Here is a 13,634-nt window from a genome sequence, read left to right on the forward strand (position 1 = left end):
GGCCTGTTCCGGGACCAACGCGTGGGTGAACTCTCAGCATCCTGACCAGCCCACTCACCCGGCAGCGTGGATCAGCCCCCGACCCGGCGGTGTCGATCAGCCCACCCACCCGCCGGCGTCGATCAGCCCGCCCGCCGGTCAGCCCACCCGCCCCGCCGCGCGGACCCGGCGCGCGGTGTGCGCGCCCAACCCCAGCGCGGCGGCCACCGCCAGGTCGGCGGCGGTGTCCACGTCGCACCGCAGCGCCGCCGACCCGAGCCCCACCGCGATCGCGTCCGCGCCGTGCGCCGCCGCGGAACCCGGCCCGAACCGGGGGTCGAGCCCGCCACCGGCCGCCGACAGCAGCAGCACCGTGCCGGTGCCCGGCCGGTCCGGGGTGAACGCCCGCCGCCCGGCCGCCTCGGCCACCGCCGCGCGCAGTTGCGCCGGGACCAGCGCGGGCAGGTCGGCCTGCAGCGCGCCCACCACGGAGGCGGGGTCGCGGGCGCGCAACCGGTCCGCGCCGAAGGCCAGGGCGGCGTTGAGGCCGGGCAGGCCGGGCTGGTCCACGCACTCGGCGCCGCTGCCGCGCAGCGCCTCGACCACCCTGGCGTCCTCGCACACCACCAGCACCGCGCGCACCGCCGCCACCGCGGCGGCCACCGTGTCGCGCACGACGGCCAGCACCAGGTCCCGGTGCCCCGCGGCCCCGCCCGGGGCGGCGCCGCGCAGCCGCGACTTGGCCCGGTCCAGGTGCTTCACCGGCACCACCAGGTCCACCGGGGGATCGACGGGCAGCTCAGTGCACACCCCGCCGATAGTGCCAGTGCCCGCCCCAGCCGACCCCGTCTGGACCGCGCGGGTGGTGGCCGTGGACACTCACAGGTCACGGACGCGTCGAGGAGGACGAGTTGGGCGAGCGGGAACGGGGCGGGTTCTGGGTCGGTGCGGCGGCATCGGTCTTCTACCCGCTGAGCTGGCTGGGCAGGCGGACGTACCTCGGCGCGGACAAGCTCCCCGCCACCGGCGCGGCCCTGCTGGTGATGAACCACGTCTCCCACCTCGACCCGCCCAACGACGCGGTGTTCGTGCACCGCAACCGGCGCGTGCCCCGGTTCATGGCCAAGGACAGCCTGTTCCACGTGCCCCTGTTCGGCAGGATGCTCGCGGGCTCCGGCGGCATCCCGGTCTACCGCGGCTCGGCCGAGGCCAGGGACAGCCTGCGCGCCGCGCACCAGGCGCTGCGCGAGGGCAAGGTCGTCGTCATCTACCCCGAGGGCACCATCACCAAGGACCCCACCGGCTGGCCGATGAAGGCGCGCACCGGCGCGGCCCGGTTGGCGCTGGAGAACGACGTCCCGGTCATCCCGGCCGCGCGCTGGGGCACCAACCACATCTGGGACGGCTACACCAAGAAGTTCCACCCGTTCCCGCGCAAGGAGGTCACCACCGCCCTCGGTGACCCCATCGACCTCTCGGCCTACCGCGGCCTGCCGGTGACCAGCGCCCTGCTGCGCGAGGTCACCGACGTGATGATGCGCGAGGTGCGGGCCCTGCTCGCCGGGGTGCGCGGGGAGGAACCGCCCGCGGAGTTCTTCCGCGCCTCCGCGCGCGGCGCCTCCTCCGACGAGAGCGCGGGCTGAGCCGTGGGCGGCCACATCACCGTCCTGGGCGCGGGCTCGTGGGGCACCGCGTTCGCCAAGGTCATGGCCGACGCCGGGCGCGAGGTGGTGCTGTGGGCCCGGCGCCGCGACGTGTCCGAGTCGATCACCTCGACCAGGGAGAACGCCGAGTACCTGCCCGGGGTGCGGCTCCCCGCCCCCCTGAGGTCCACATCGGACCCGCGGCGGGCGCTGGACGGGGCGCACACGGTCGTGCTGGCCGTGCCCAGCCAGAGCCTGCGGCACAACCTCACCTCCTGGCGCAGCCTGATCGCCGACGACGCCACCCTGGTCAGCCTGGCCAAGGGCGTGGAGCTGGGCACGCTCAAGCGGATGAGCGAGGTCATCGCCGACGTCACCGGGTTCGCCGAGGACCGCATCGCGGTGGTCTCCGGGCCCAACCTGGCCAAGGAGATCGCCGAGGAGCAGCCCACCGCCACGGTGATCGCCTGCCGCGACCACGACCGCGCGGTGGCGCTGCAACGGGCCTGCACCACCGGCTACTTCCGGCCGTACACGATCACCGACGTGGTCGGCTGCGAGCTGGGCGGGGCGTGCAAGAACGTCATCGCCCTGTCCTGCGGCATGGCCGACGGCCTGGGCTTCGGCGCGAACACCCTGGCCACCCTGATCACCCGCGGCCTGGCCGAGACCAGCCGCCTGGGTGCCGCGCTGGGCGCGGACCCGCTCACCTTCGCCGGTCTGGCGGGCCTGGGCGACCTGGTCGCCACGTGCTCCTCGCCGCTGTCGCGGAACCGGACCTTCGGGGCCAGGCTGGGCCGGGGCGAGACCATGGCGCAGGCGCGGTCCGCCGCGGCCGGGCAGGTCGCCGAGGGGGTCAAGTCCTGCTCGTCGATCCGCGAACTGGCGCTGCGCCACGGCGTCGAGATGCCGATCACCGAGGTCGTGCACCGCGTCTGCCACGACGGGTTCCACCCGCGCGAGATGGCGGGCGCCCTGCTGGGCCGCCAGACCAAACCGGAGCGCGAGCGGTGAGCGGCCGACCGGACACCAGGGGCGACGGGACGCGCTGCGTGCACGCCGGTTCCGCGGTCGCGGGCCCGGACGTGCCGCTGGCCCCGCAGCCGGTCCTGGCCGCCCCGTTCCACCTGGGCGGCGAGGACTTCTACGGCCGCGCGTCCAACCCCACCTGGCGGGCCCTGGAGTCGGCCATCGGCTGGCTCGACGGCGGCGAGTGCGTCGTCTACTCCTCCGGCATGGCCGCGGTCTCCGCGCTGCTGCGCACGGTCCTCGGCGCGGGCGACGTCGTCGTGCTGCCCTCGGACGGCTACTACCTGGCCCGCTCCTACGTCCGCGACCACATGGCCGCCCACGGCCTGGAGGTCCGCGAGGTCCCCACGGCCGCGCGCTGGACCGGGGAGACCGTCCGCGGCGCCCGGCTGGTGCTGCTGGAAACCCCGTCCAACCCGGGCCTGGACGTCTGCGACATCACCGCGGTCGCCGACCTCGCGCACGCGGCGGGCGCGCTCGTCGCGGTCGACAACACCACCGCGACCCCGATCGGGCAGCGCCCGCTGGAACTCGGCGCGGACCTCACCGTCGCCAGCGACACCAAGGCGCTCTCCGGCCACAGCGACGTCGTGCTGGGCCACGTCTCCGCCCGCGACCCGGAGCTCCTCGCCCGGCTGCGCGCCGAGCGCACCGCCTCCGGCGCGGTCCCCGGCCCGTTCGAGACCTGGCTGGCCCACCGCGGCCTGGGCACCCTGGACCTGCGGCTGGCCCGGCAGGCGGAGAACGCCGCCGCCCTCTACCAGGCCCTGCGCGACCACCCCCGGGTCACCGGGCTGCGCTGGCCCGGTGCGGCGGCCGACCCGGCGCACCCCGTGGCCCGGCAGCAGATGCGCCGCTTCGGCGGCGTGGTGACCTTCGTGCTGGAGTCGACCGAGGCGGTGGAGGAGTTCCTGGCCCGGACCACCCTGGTCGCCTCCGCCACCAGCTTCGGCGGCCTGCACTCCACCGCCGACCGCCGAGCCCGCTGGGGCGACGCGGTCCCCGACGGCCTGGTCCGCTTCTCCTGCGGCTGCGAGGACCCCCGGGACCTGGTGGCCGACGTCCTCGCCGCACTGCGCTGATCCCCCGGGGCCGGTCCGGGTTTCGACCGACAGCACGGAGGCCGCGCACCCCGGGTGGGGTGCGCGGCCTCCGCCGTCGTGCGCTGCCTAGACCGGCAGCGTCATCTGCATGACCAGGTCCCCGGTCGGCGCGGGCGACCCGCCCGCGGGCTCCACCGTCACACCGATGTCCTGCGCCGCGCCGATGCCCGGCGTGGTCAGCAGCGAGGCGTGCCCGGACGGGTTCGGCGCCATCAGCCCGATGGGGCGCGGCGCGCCGTCGCCCATCAGCCACACCTGGTAGGTCTTGCCGTCCGGCGCGGAGGGCACGTTGCCCGCCAGCAGCATCACCTGCCCGCGCTCGCGGGACACCACGACCGTCCCGTTGAGCCCGGTCGTGGTGCTGCCGCTGACGACCCTGGCGTCCCCGGCCGAGAGCAGGTCCGACACCGCCGCCGCCTGCTGCTGGGTGGAGTCCAGGTCGTTGGTGTTGCGGACCAGGAGCACCCCCAGCGACACCGAGACGACCAGCAGCAGCGCCGCGGCCACCCCGAGGAACTTCGTCACCAGCGGTGCCCCCGCCGCGGACCGGCGCTCGCGCCGCGCGGTGAGGTCGTCGACCGGTGGGAGCTGGCGCACCTCGGCGATGCGGGCCAGCACCTGCGACTTCAACTCCGCGGGCGGCTGGTCCGACGCCGCCTCGCCCAGTCGGGTGGCGGTCGCCTGCAACTCCCGCACCTCCTGGGCGCAGGACTCGCACTCGGCCAGGTGGCGCTCGAACTCGGCGCGCTCGAACTCCGGGATCGCGTCGAGGGCGTACGCCCCGGTCAGCGCGTGGATGTCAGCGGTCATCGGGCCACCCCCAGGCAGTCGCGCATCCGGATGAGCCCGTCGCGCAATCGGGTCTTGATGGTTCCGAGAGGAGTGTCCAGCAGGTCGGACACCTCGCGGTAGGTCAACCCGCGGTAGTAGGCCAGTTCGACCGACTCCCGTTGCAGGTCCGTCAGGCTCGTCAGGCAGCGCCGCACCTGCTCGTGCTCCAGCCGGATGCTCACCTGCTCGGCCACCTCGTCGAACGGCCGGGTGGTCTCCCGGCGGTGCGCCTTGTCCTCGCGGTCGGTTGCCGACTGCGCCGAGCGCACCCGGTCGACCGCGCGGCGGTGCGCCAGCGTCATCGCCCAGGTCATCCCGCTGCCCCGCTCGGTGGAGTAGCGGGCGGCGGTCCGCCACAGCTCCAGCATGACCTCCTGGGTGACCTCTTCGGACTGCGCCGGGTCGCGCACGATCCGCCGGACCAACCCGAAGACCGGGGCGGCCACGAGGTCGTAGAGGCGCTCGAAGGCCTTCTCGTCCCCGCGCGCCACCTGTTGCAACAGCGCCCCCGCGTCCGGCGGCGCCTGTGTGACAGTGTCCGCCTCCCCGGCGATGCGCCGCACTCGTTCGGCCATGTGCACTGCTCCCGTCCGTGGCGCGGCCCGACCCGCCGCGCTGGTTGTCCGCCACCACGTGTTCGGCACCGGGGTGTTCGCGGATGGGTTCGACCCCCGGTGCGGTGGGCCGGTTCCCCGGTTCCCCCGGAGGTGTTCCATTCCGTGGACCGAGTTGCCGCCCGCGCGACCCGGTGTTTACCTATGCCCCGTGTTGCAGCGCGCCATGACCGACGAGCGGGGCCCCCGCCCGGTTTGTCGCGCGCTCTGTCTCTGTCGGTGATACCGCCCCGAGGCCTTCTCCCCGGCCGCGCCGTGTCAGTTCACCCCCATGGAAGAGACGTAGGAACATGTTCGCCGTACCGCCCAATACCGTGGCGCTGGTCAGTCCCGCCGCGTTCGCGCACCCCGCCCTGGTCGCCGCCGAGTTCGCGCGCGACCGGGACCGCTGGCGCGGCCTGCTGCGCTACGACCCCGACCGGCGCTTCGCCGCGCTGGTCGAGCTGACCGAGGACCAGGAGGTGTGGCTGATGGGCTGGCTGCCCGGCCAGGGCACCGAGCTGCACGACCACGCGGGCACCACCGCGGCGTTCACCGTGGTCTCCGGGACGCTCACCGAGCAGGTGGCCCACCCCGGGCACCACGAGGACGTGGTGCACACCCTGGTCGCGGGCCAGTCGCGGGTCTTCGCCCCCGGCTACGTGCACCGCATCCACAACGCCGGGCCCGACCCGGCGGTCAGCATCCACGTCCACCGGGTGACCGGTCCGACCGGGGGCAGCCGCCGGGTCGACCGGTTCACCGGGGTCGAGCTGCGGTGACGTGCCCGGGGACCGGCCGCCCCGGTTCCAGGTCCGCGGCGGGCACCGGCTCGCCGTAGAACGTCCGGATCGGCAGCACCCCCGCCCAGGCGGTCCCGGCGGCGACGTCAGCCTCGTCGTCGCCGGGGCCGCCCGCGCGGACCTTCACCGCCGCCTCCGCCAGGTCGACGGCCAGCACGGCGGTCTTGGCCAGCTCCTTGTCGGTCGGCGGCCGGGCGTGGTCCCAGGAGCCGGGCGTCAGGTGCTCGGTGATCACCCGCAGCGCGGCCAGCTTGGCGGGCGGGTCGAGGACCGGCACGGCGGTCGCGTGCACCACCGCCGAGCGGTAGTTCATGGAGTGGTTGAAGACCGACCGGGCGTAGACCAGCCCGTCGAGCAGGGTCACCGCCACGCACACCTCGACGCCCGCCGCGGCCGTGCGCAGGCTCAGCGCGCCGGTGGACCCGTGCAGGTAGAGGGTGTCGCCGTCGCGGCCGTACCCGGTGGGCAGCACGAGCGGCGACCCGTCGACGACGGTGGACAGGTGGCACACCAGCCCGGCGTCGAGCACCTGCCAGAGGACGGCCCGGTCGGTCACCGCGCGGTGGCTGCCCCGGCGGACCCGGGTGCGGTCGGTTGCGGACAGTGGTGGGTGCGGAGAAGGGTTCACCTCCCCAGGCTCGGGGATGAAGTGGAATGCTGACAGGGCCACGACCGCGCCATTCCAGGAGGCCACTGTTGTCCGAGAGCCCTGCGCTGCCGGTCCGCCTCAACCGCGGTTCGACCACCCCGCTGGCCGTCCAGCTCGCCGAGGAGCTGCGCACCTTCGCCGCCGACGGCAGGCTGCGCAGCGGCGACCGGCTGCCCTCCACCCGGGCGCTGGCCACCCAGCTCGCGGTCAGCCGCACGGTGACCGCCGCCGCCTACGAGCAACTGCACGCCGAGGGCTGGATCGCGGGCAGGCACGGCTCCGGCACCTACGTCACCACCGCCCCACCCGGCTCCCCGCGCGCCCGCCCCCGCCGCGCCAGGACCGCGGCACCGGGCGCCCCCGCGGTCGACCTGCGCCCCGGCTCACCGTGGATCGGCGGCCTGGACCGCTCCGCGTGGCGCCGCGCCTGGCGCGGTTCCGCCGACGTCACACCGTTGCAGCGCCACGAGCGCGCCGGGGTCCCCGCCTACCGGGCGGCGGTCGCCGAGCACCTGCTGCGCCACCGCGGCCTGCGCGTCAGCGGCGAGTACGACGAGGCGGGGGAGGGCGAGTCGGTCCTGGCCACCGGCGGCACCACGGCGGCGGTCGCGGAACTGGCGGCGTCGGTCCTGCGCCGGGGCGACCTGGTTGCCATCGAGGACCCCGGCTACCAGCGCGCCGTCGCCACCTTCCGCGCCGCCGGGATGCGCGTCGTCCCCGTCCCGGTCGACGCCGACGGCCTGCTGCTGGACGCGGTCCCGGCCTCGGCCAGGGTCGTCTACTGCTCCCCGGCGCACCAGTACCCGCTGGGCAGGCGCATGTCGGCGGGCAGGCGCGTCGAACTCGTCGAACGCGCCCGCCGCCAGGGCTGGCTCGTCGTCGAGGACGACTACGACGGCGAACTGCGCTACGACGTCGCCCCCCTCCCGCTGCTCGCCGCCCTGGCCCCCGACGTCGTCGTGCACCTGGGCACCACCAGCAAGATCCTCACCCCCACCCTCGGCACCGGCTGGATGGTCGCCCCGCCCCCGGTCGTCACGGCCGTCCTGGAACACCGCGACAACACCGGCACCACCCCCGCCGCCGCGGGCCAACTCGTCCTGGTCGAACTCGCCCGCAACGGCGACCTGGGCCGCCACCTGCGCAAGCTCCGCCGGGAACTCTCCGAGCGCCGAGCCCTCCTGGTCACCGCCCTCACCACCGCCCACGTCCCCGTCCTGGGCGACGACGCAGGCGCCCACCTGGTCATCCCCCTCCCCGACACCCCGACGGAACGGGCGGTCATCGACGCCGCCCGCACCCACCACCTCGTCCTCGACGGCCTCGCCCGCCACCACCAGGGAAAGCCGACGTGGTCCGGCATCGCCCTGGGCTACGCCGCCTGCTCCCGGACCCAGCTCACCGAAGCGATCCCCACCCTCGTCGACCTCGTCACCACGACACGGCCCTCGTAGGGGCCGTCAACGCAACCTGCGCGACGATCGCCCACCTGCTCGGCCGGAGCTCTAGGATGGTCTGATGCCGGCGGGGGAGTTGGCCGCAGCGCTGCACGTGGTGCTGGTGAAGCTGACGGTGGCACGGGAGTACCTCGTCGCGGCAGCGGTGATCGAGGAGGCGGTGGGCATCCTCGGCCACATGCCGCCCTCCTGTGCGGCCGTGCTGGAGGAACTGCGCGTGGTGTGGCGGAGCATCACCGAGACCGAACAGCTCATCGGTGTTCACCTGGCCTCGCCAGAAGGCCCGGGGCATGGTGCGGTGTCATCGGGTGCGCCACGAGCTCCGGCGCAGGTGCAGCCGCGTCCGATCCCGGCGAAGTCGCCTCCGACCCCGTCTTCGGCTTCGCCTGTACCGGGGGTGGAGAACAAGCACGGCGACCGATACCCCACGGAAGCGGTGCCCTACTGCGATGACCTTCCCCCTCGGGTGCGACGGGGCACCCGCAACGTCCCCATCGTGGGGCACGTGCACATCGACGGTCGTGACATCGGCACGCTCACCGCTCACCCCGCAGATGGATGGGCTGAGGAGGTGGCCCAACGGTTGGTGGTGTTGCGCATGGGCCGTGCGGCTGACGTTGCGAACCACGTGAAGATGAAGGTGGTCGCGGTCATGATCCAAACCGAGCACGACACGGACAGGTCATAATAAATCACGCTCCGTGTGGATCTGAGCAAGGTTTCCCGCAGGGGTGCCATGACTACCTGCCGGATTTCCTCCCGACCGAACACACCTTGACCGTCCTCGGGACCGACGCCCGAGGCAATCCATTCAAGTGGACCTACGAAGGGAAGGCGCCCCTGTGACCGAACCCGTGATCCATCAGCCGTTCCTCTGCGCCGAGATGATCCCCCCGGAGGTCGACCTGGTCGCGGAAGTGCGTGCGCTCAACGACGCCGGGGTCGAGATCCCGTGGTCGTGGTCACTGTCGCGTGAGCCGATCGACGTGCACGACCACGAAGTGGTGACGCTCACGTTCGGTGTGAACAACGACGTGGGCATGGTGAAGTGGGCACGGGGTATGTCCACGTTCGTTCCCACCAACGGGACGAACACCGGGTGGATGGCCTACCACCTTGCCGGGTTCCACGAGTCCAGTGTCCCGCCGTGCGCCGAGGTGCCCGTGGAGACGGTCTATGCGGCCGTGACAGAGTTCCTGACCACGTGGGCACCCCCCACCTGCGTGCGGTGGAAGGAAGCGGCCCCACTGTTGTCCCGGTTCGAGTGACCGGCGCTGTGCCGCACACCAAGACCAAGAGCTGATCACCGGCTAGCCTGGTGGTGCACATCTCCACCGAAGCGGCCCCCGGCCGACAGGCGCGGGTTCCGAGGGCCGGGGCGTTTCGGTGGGGGACCCTCCTCGGTGAAGGGGTGGACCATGCCCGACTTCAACGCGCCCCGCGACCTGCTCGACAAGCCGTAGGCGTGGCGAGATGCCCGACCTCGGCCGTCGCCTCCGCGAACTGCGACACGCTCGCGGCAAGTCCCTCGCTGTCGTCGCCGGACTCGCGGGCATCAGCGAAGGCCACCTCAGCAAGATCGAGCGCGGACACCGGGCTCTCGACCGCCGCTCGTTGATCATCGCGCTCGCCGAAGCGCTCGAAGTCGCCCCCACCGACCTGGCGTACGAGGCATTCTCGGCGCCGGACACCGATGTGTCCGAAACCGCCGCGGATGAGGTGCGTCGGGCGCTCCTCGCGGTCAGCATGGATCGGCCAGGTGGCCAAGTCCTGCCTGCGCCCGTGCTCGCCGACCGTGTCGCGGCCCTCCTCGACGCCCAGCAGCGATGTCAGCATGGCATCGTCGGCGCTGCCCTGCCCGCTCTCATCCGCGATGTCCACGCCACCGAGTCCGCCGGGCGGGACACCCGACAGGTGCGGCACCTGCTGACCCTGCTCCACGTCCAGGGCACGCAGGCGTGGCTGCGGGACGTCGGCGCTCCGCTCGACCTCGGGTGGCAGGCCGCAGTGCTGGGTCAGCGTGCCGCCGACACCCTCGACGATGTCATCGACCAGCAGATCGCGGCGTTCGGCACCGCACATGGGCTGCTCGCGGCGGGCGCGCTCGACCTCGCTTCGGAGACACTCGCCGCGGCACCGCGCCCCACGGCCACCACGGAGCAGATGCAACTGACGGGAATGCTGGTGTTCACCGATTCCCTGCTCGCCGCCGCAGGGCGCACGGGCGACGGTCAAGCGGCACTCGACGAAGCCGCGGCGCTGGCTGAGCGGGTGGGCGAGGGCAACGCGGGACACTTCGGTTTCGGCGTCAGCAACACAACCGTGTGGCGCATGGCCGTCGCGCTGGAGGCGGGAGACCACGCCGCAGCCGCCCACCTGGCCGACACCGTCACCCCGACCGCCATCCCGTCGCCGCAGCGGCGTGCCGCCTACTGGGCGGACCGGGGCCGTGCCCTCGCCCGCATCCGAGGTCGCCGCGACGACGCTGTGCGTGCGCTGCGCCAGGCTGAACTGATCTCCCCGGCACGGCTGCACCGGCATCCGTTCACCAGGGCCACCCTCGCCGAGTTGGCCGCCCGCAGCCGTGACGACGCGGTTGGCCGCGAACTGCGCGGCATGGCACACCGCGCAGGACTCCGCTAATCCGATCGAGGGACCTTGCCACTGTGGCAAGGTCCCTCACCTGCGCAACTTTAACGTCACTTCCCGGAAAAGGGAGGTGACCGAATGTCCGTGCTGATCGTGCTCGGGGTCGCTGCGCTACTGGCGAGCGTCAACGTGTTCGTGGGTCCGCTGGTGGACCGGCCCGCCAGGCGGGTGAGTGACCGATGACCAGTCGTTCCCGCGACACCCCGCGGCGGTGGGAGCACGTTCCCGCTCCGCGCATGCCAGGTCTAGTGGGTGGTGGCCGGTGAAGGTTCCGAACGCCACCGGCGTGTCGGTCACCCCTGCTGACCAGTTGTGCAATCGGCCGTGTTCGCGGGTCTTCGAGGGCGGTTACACGTTCCGGCTCGCCAAGGGGGACACCGGGGTCGCGGTTTTCCAGGGGACGTGCGTCGAGCAGCGGAGAGTCCTCGTGGTCCGGGACATCCCCTTTCCCTCACGGCCGATCGAGGGGCCGCAGAGCCCGTTCCTCGTACTGCCCAAACCCGACGCCGTGAGCTGGGACGACAACGCTGCTCTGCGGGTGTTCGCCAAGGCGTGCATGAACCTCGTGCACGACCGTCATCGCCTCGTGCGCGGGCATTCCCGGCGGGATGCCTGAGGACATGGCCGTTCACAAGGCGGGAAGTGGTGCGCGTCTGCGGCACGACATCCGCGCGAAGACCGCGAGGGCGTTGCTGCTCTCCACGGAACTGGACTCGGCACGCGTCGAGCGCGGTTTCACGACTCGGCAGTTGGCGGAGCTGATGACCATGTCACCGGCGATGATCAACCGGATCATGAATGGGCGGAGGATTCCGGACGCGCTGGAACTGGGGGGTCTGTGCGCTCTCCTCGACATCCCGCCGCGTCGTCGGGAACACCTGTACGGCCTGCGCCGGGCGAGCGAGGAGATGAACTGGGTGATCCATGCCACCCCGTCGACGCGCGACCCGGACGACGTGGTCAGCTCGCTGTGGTCGCTGGCTGACGGGATCACCACCTACGCCACGAGCGTGATCGGGCCGCGAGCGCCGGGCGGCTCCGGGGTGTCGACCGCGCCGGCATCCCCGGGGCACCGTGGCGACACCATCTGGACCCGCTACGTCTCGGCCGATGCCATCGAGCGAGCTCCGTACGAGCTGGGGACGCAGGAGCTCCGGCTTGCCCGCCTGGCCCGGTTCGACGGCATCCGGATCGTTCCCCGCACCACGCCGCCACTCCTCCAGCACCCCGTGCGGGTCCTGCACTTCCGGACCTTCTCGCCCGTGGCGGTCCTCGACCTCGACTTCACGACCGTCATCCTCGAAAAGGACAGCGCCGTGCACTACGTCGACTCGCTTCGCCGGGTCGCGGAGTCGGCCCTGTCCACGGGAGATTCCCGGAAGGTGCTGGCCCGCCTGTGGGGCGAGTTCGACTGAGGTGGGTACCGGTGGACGGCGGTCGCCCACACCACAGCCGGGCATCCCGGAAATCCCCGCCGGGTAGGGTCCACTCCCATGGCCAGCTCAAAGATCCGCGTCGCGGTGGTGTTCGGGGGGCGGAGCACCGAGCACGCGGTGTCCTGCGTGTCCGCGGCGAGCGCTCTCGCGAACCTCGACCCCGACCGCTTCGAGGTGGTGCCGGTCGGCATCACCCGGGAGGGCGCCTGGGTCCTGGGGCCGAGCGACCCCGGCGCGCTGCGCATCGAGGGGCGCACCCTGCCCACGATCACCGGGGGCACCGCTGTCACCCTGCCCGCCGACCCCGGCTCGGTCGGCCTGGTCGTCCTGGAACCGGGGCGGGCGGGGGAGGTGCTGACCGGTGTGGACGTCGTCTTCCCCATGCTGCACGGCGCCTACGGCGAGGACGGCACCATCCAGGGGCTGCTGGAGATGGTCGGCGTCCCCTACGTCGGCCCCGGGGTACTGGCCAGCGCGGTCGCCATGGACAAGGGCTACACCAAGAAGCTGCTGGAGGCCGAGGGACTGCCCGTCGGCCGGTACGTCGAGCTGCGGCGCGGCGCCACCACCCTCACCGGGCAGGAGCGCGACCGGTTGGGGCTGCCCGTCTTCGTGAAGCCCGCCCGCGCGGGCTCGTCCACCGGCATCAGCCGGATCACCTCGTGGGTCGACCTCGACGCCGCCATCGCCGCCGCCCGCGAGGTCGACCCGAAGGTGCTCGTCGAGGCCGGGGTCGTCGGGCGCGAGGTGGAGTGCGGGGTGCTGGAATTCCCCGACGGGCGGGTGGAGGCGTCGGTGCCCGCAGAGGTGCGGCTCGTCGACGACTCGGTGGACTGGTACGACTTCGACGCGAAGTACCTCGACGACGTCGCCGAACTGGACATCCCGGCCAAGCTGGACGACGAGGTGTCCGAACGGCTGCGGGCGATGGCCGTGGACGCGTTCCGCGCACTGGACTGCCAGGGCCTGGCCAGGGTGGACTTCTTCGTCGGCGCGGGCGGGGAGCTGACGGTCAACGAGGTCAACACCATGCCCGGCTTCACCCCCACCTCGGCCTACCCGAAGATGTGGGCCGTCACCGGCCTCGACTACCCGGCACTGCTGGCCACCCTGGTCGACACCGCCGTGGCCAGGGGAACCGGATTGCGCTGAGGCCCGGCCCGACCACCAGCCACCCAGAACCCCACCCGGCGCAGCAACAACCAGCCGGCCACCCCGACAACCACCGGCCCGGCAAGCGAATGCCCGCATGAGTGGATGTGCTGCTTGGTCAGCCGACCACCCCGAGAACCGGCGGCCCGGTCAAGCAGAGGCCCGGGTGGGTGGAGGTGCTTGCCCAGCCGATCACCCCCGAAACCGCCGGCCCGGCGAGCAACTGCCCGGGTGGGTGGATGTCCTGAACGCAGGCCGACCGCCCCGAGAACCGCCGGCCCGACCAAGCAACTGCCCGGGTGGGTGGATG

At 73.0% G+C, this 13,634-nt stretch carries 16 protein-coding genes; 12 read left to right on the forward strand and 4 right to left on the reverse strand.

Annotated features, from left to right (window positions below; genetic code table 11):
- Nucleotides 1-138: 138 nt before the first annotated feature.
- Complete coding sequence (cofC, locus tag UO65_RS10830) at nt 139-789, reverse strand: 2-phospho-L-lactate guanylyltransferase (RefSeq protein WP_233427528.1); 651 nt, start codon at nt 787-789, stop codon at nt 139-141.
- A gap of 101 nt (nt 790-890) precedes the next feature.
- Here cofC and UO65_RS10835 point away from each other — a divergent pair, with 101 nt between their 5' ends.
- From UO65_RS10835 to UO65_RS10845, 3 genes are all read left to right on the forward strand, one after another.
- A complete protein-coding gene (locus tag UO65_RS10835) occupies nt 891-1,622 on the forward strand; it encodes a lysophospholipid acyltransferase family protein (RefSeq protein WP_052021001.1) in 732 nt (243 codons plus the stop codon).
- Nucleotides 1,623-1,685: 63 nt separating this feature from the next.
- A complete protein-coding gene (locus UO65_RS10840) occupies nt 1,686-2,636 on the forward strand; it encodes an NAD(P)H-dependent glycerol-3-phosphate dehydrogenase (RefSeq protein WP_233427530.1) in 951 nt (316 codons plus the stop codon).
- Entirely contained in the window at nt 2,633-3,733 is a 1,101-nt protein-coding gene (locus tag UO65_RS10845) for a cystathionine gamma-lyase (protein WP_035281333.1), read from the forward strand. The genes UO65_RS10840 and UO65_RS10845 overlap by 4 nt, the downstream gene beginning before the upstream one ends.
- 87 nt (nt 3,734-3,820) lie before the next feature.
- On the opposite strand, the gene UO65_RS10850 is transcribed toward UO65_RS10845, so the two are convergent.
- Together UO65_RS10850 and sigK are read right to left on the reverse strand one after the other, a co-directional pair.
- Nucleotides 3,821-4,564, reverse strand: a complete 744-nt coding sequence (locus UO65_RS10850) for an anti-sigma factor (protein WP_035281335.1) — start codon at nt 4,562-4,564, stop codon at nt 3,821-3,823.
- Nucleotides 4,561-5,160, reverse strand: a complete 600-nt coding sequence (gene sigK / locus UO65_RS10855; protein WP_052021002.1) for an ECF RNA polymerase sigma factor SigK — start codon at nt 5,158-5,160, stop codon at nt 4,561-4,563. The genes UO65_RS10850 and sigK overlap by 4 nt, the downstream gene beginning before the upstream one ends.
- A 329-nt stretch (nt 5,161-5,489) precedes the next feature.
- Here sigK and UO65_RS10860 point away from each other — a divergent pair, with 329 nt between their 5' ends.
- On the forward strand, nt 5,490-5,960 hold the full coding sequence (locus UO65_RS10860) for a cysteine dioxygenase (RefSeq protein ID WP_035281338.1): 471 nt from the start codon (nt 5,490-5,492) through the stop codon (nt 5,958-5,960).
- Here UO65_RS10860 and UO65_RS10865 read toward each other — a convergent pair.
- Nucleotides 5,938-6,609 (reverse strand): pyridoxamine 5'-phosphate oxidase family protein, encoded by a 672-nt coding sequence (locus UO65_RS10865; protein ID WP_152552051.1) that lies wholly within the window; start codon nt 6,607-6,609, stop codon nt 5,938-5,940. The two genes, UO65_RS10860 and UO65_RS10865, sit on opposite strands and share 23 nt — an antisense overlap.
- 26 nt (nt 6,610-6,635) lie before the next feature.
- On the opposite strand from UO65_RS10865, the gene pdxR reads away from it, so the two are divergent.
- The 8 genes from pdxR (at nt 6,636) to UO65_RS10900 (ending at nt 13,324) form a co-directional block, all read left to right on the forward strand.
- A complete protein-coding gene (gene pdxR, locus UO65_RS10870) occupies nt 6,636-8,084 on the forward strand; it encodes a MocR-like pyridoxine biosynthesis transcription factor PdxR (protein ID WP_052021003.1) in 1,449 nt (482 codons plus the stop codon).
- Between the two features lie 64 nt (nt 8,085-8,148).
- On the forward strand, nt 8,149-8,775 hold the full coding sequence (locus UO65_RS10875) for a hypothetical protein (protein ID WP_035281339.1): 627 nt from the start codon (nt 8,149-8,151) through the stop codon (nt 8,773-8,775).
- On the forward strand, nt 8,775-8,933 hold the full coding sequence (locus UO65_RS38950; protein WP_411431355.1) for a DddA-like double-stranded DNA deaminase toxin: 159 nt from the start codon (nt 8,775-8,777) through the stop codon (nt 8,931-8,933). The genes UO65_RS10875 and UO65_RS38950 overlap by 1 nt, the downstream gene beginning before the upstream one ends.
- The gene (locus UO65_RS10880) at nt 8,930-9,355 is read left to right on the forward strand and encodes an Imm1 family immunity protein (RefSeq protein WP_035281341.1); all 426 of its coding nucleotides are present in this window, start codon (nt 8,930-8,932) and stop codon (nt 9,353-9,355) included. Before UO65_RS38950 ends, UO65_RS10880 begins: the two co-directional genes overlap by 4 nt.
- Before the next feature lie 205 nt (nt 9,356-9,560).
- The gene (locus tag UO65_RS10885) at nt 9,561-10,730 is read left to right on the forward strand and encodes a helix-turn-helix domain-containing protein (protein ID WP_035281342.1); all 1,170 of its coding nucleotides are present in this window, start codon (nt 9,561-9,563) and stop codon (nt 10,728-10,730) included.
- 268 nt (nt 10,731-10,998) lie between these two features.
- Nucleotides 10,999-11,352 carry a hypothetical protein gene (locus UO65_RS10890; protein ID WP_035281344.1) on the forward strand — a complete coding sequence of 118 codons (354 nt, stop codon included), beginning with the start codon at nt 10,999-11,001 and terminating at the stop codon, nt 11,350-11,352.
- Entirely contained in the window at nt 11,345-12,151 is an 807-nt protein-coding gene (locus UO65_RS10895) for a helix-turn-helix domain-containing protein (RefSeq protein ID WP_035281346.1), read from the forward strand. The genes UO65_RS10890 and UO65_RS10895 overlap by 8 nt, the downstream gene beginning before the upstream one ends.
- Before the next feature lie 78 nt (nt 12,152-12,229).
- Nucleotides 12,230-13,324, forward strand: a complete 1,095-nt coding sequence (locus tag UO65_RS10900; protein ID WP_035281349.1) for a D-alanine--D-alanine ligase family protein — start codon at nt 12,230-12,232, stop codon at nt 13,322-13,324.
- Nucleotides 13,325-13,634: the final 310 nt, after the last annotated feature.

Origin of the sequence: Actinokineospora spheciospongiae (assembly GCF_000564855.1) — a bacterium.
In the GTDB taxonomy this organism is placed as follows: domain Bacteria; phylum Actinomycetota; class Actinomycetes; order Mycobacteriales; family Pseudonocardiaceae; genus Actinokineospora; species Actinokineospora spheciospongiae.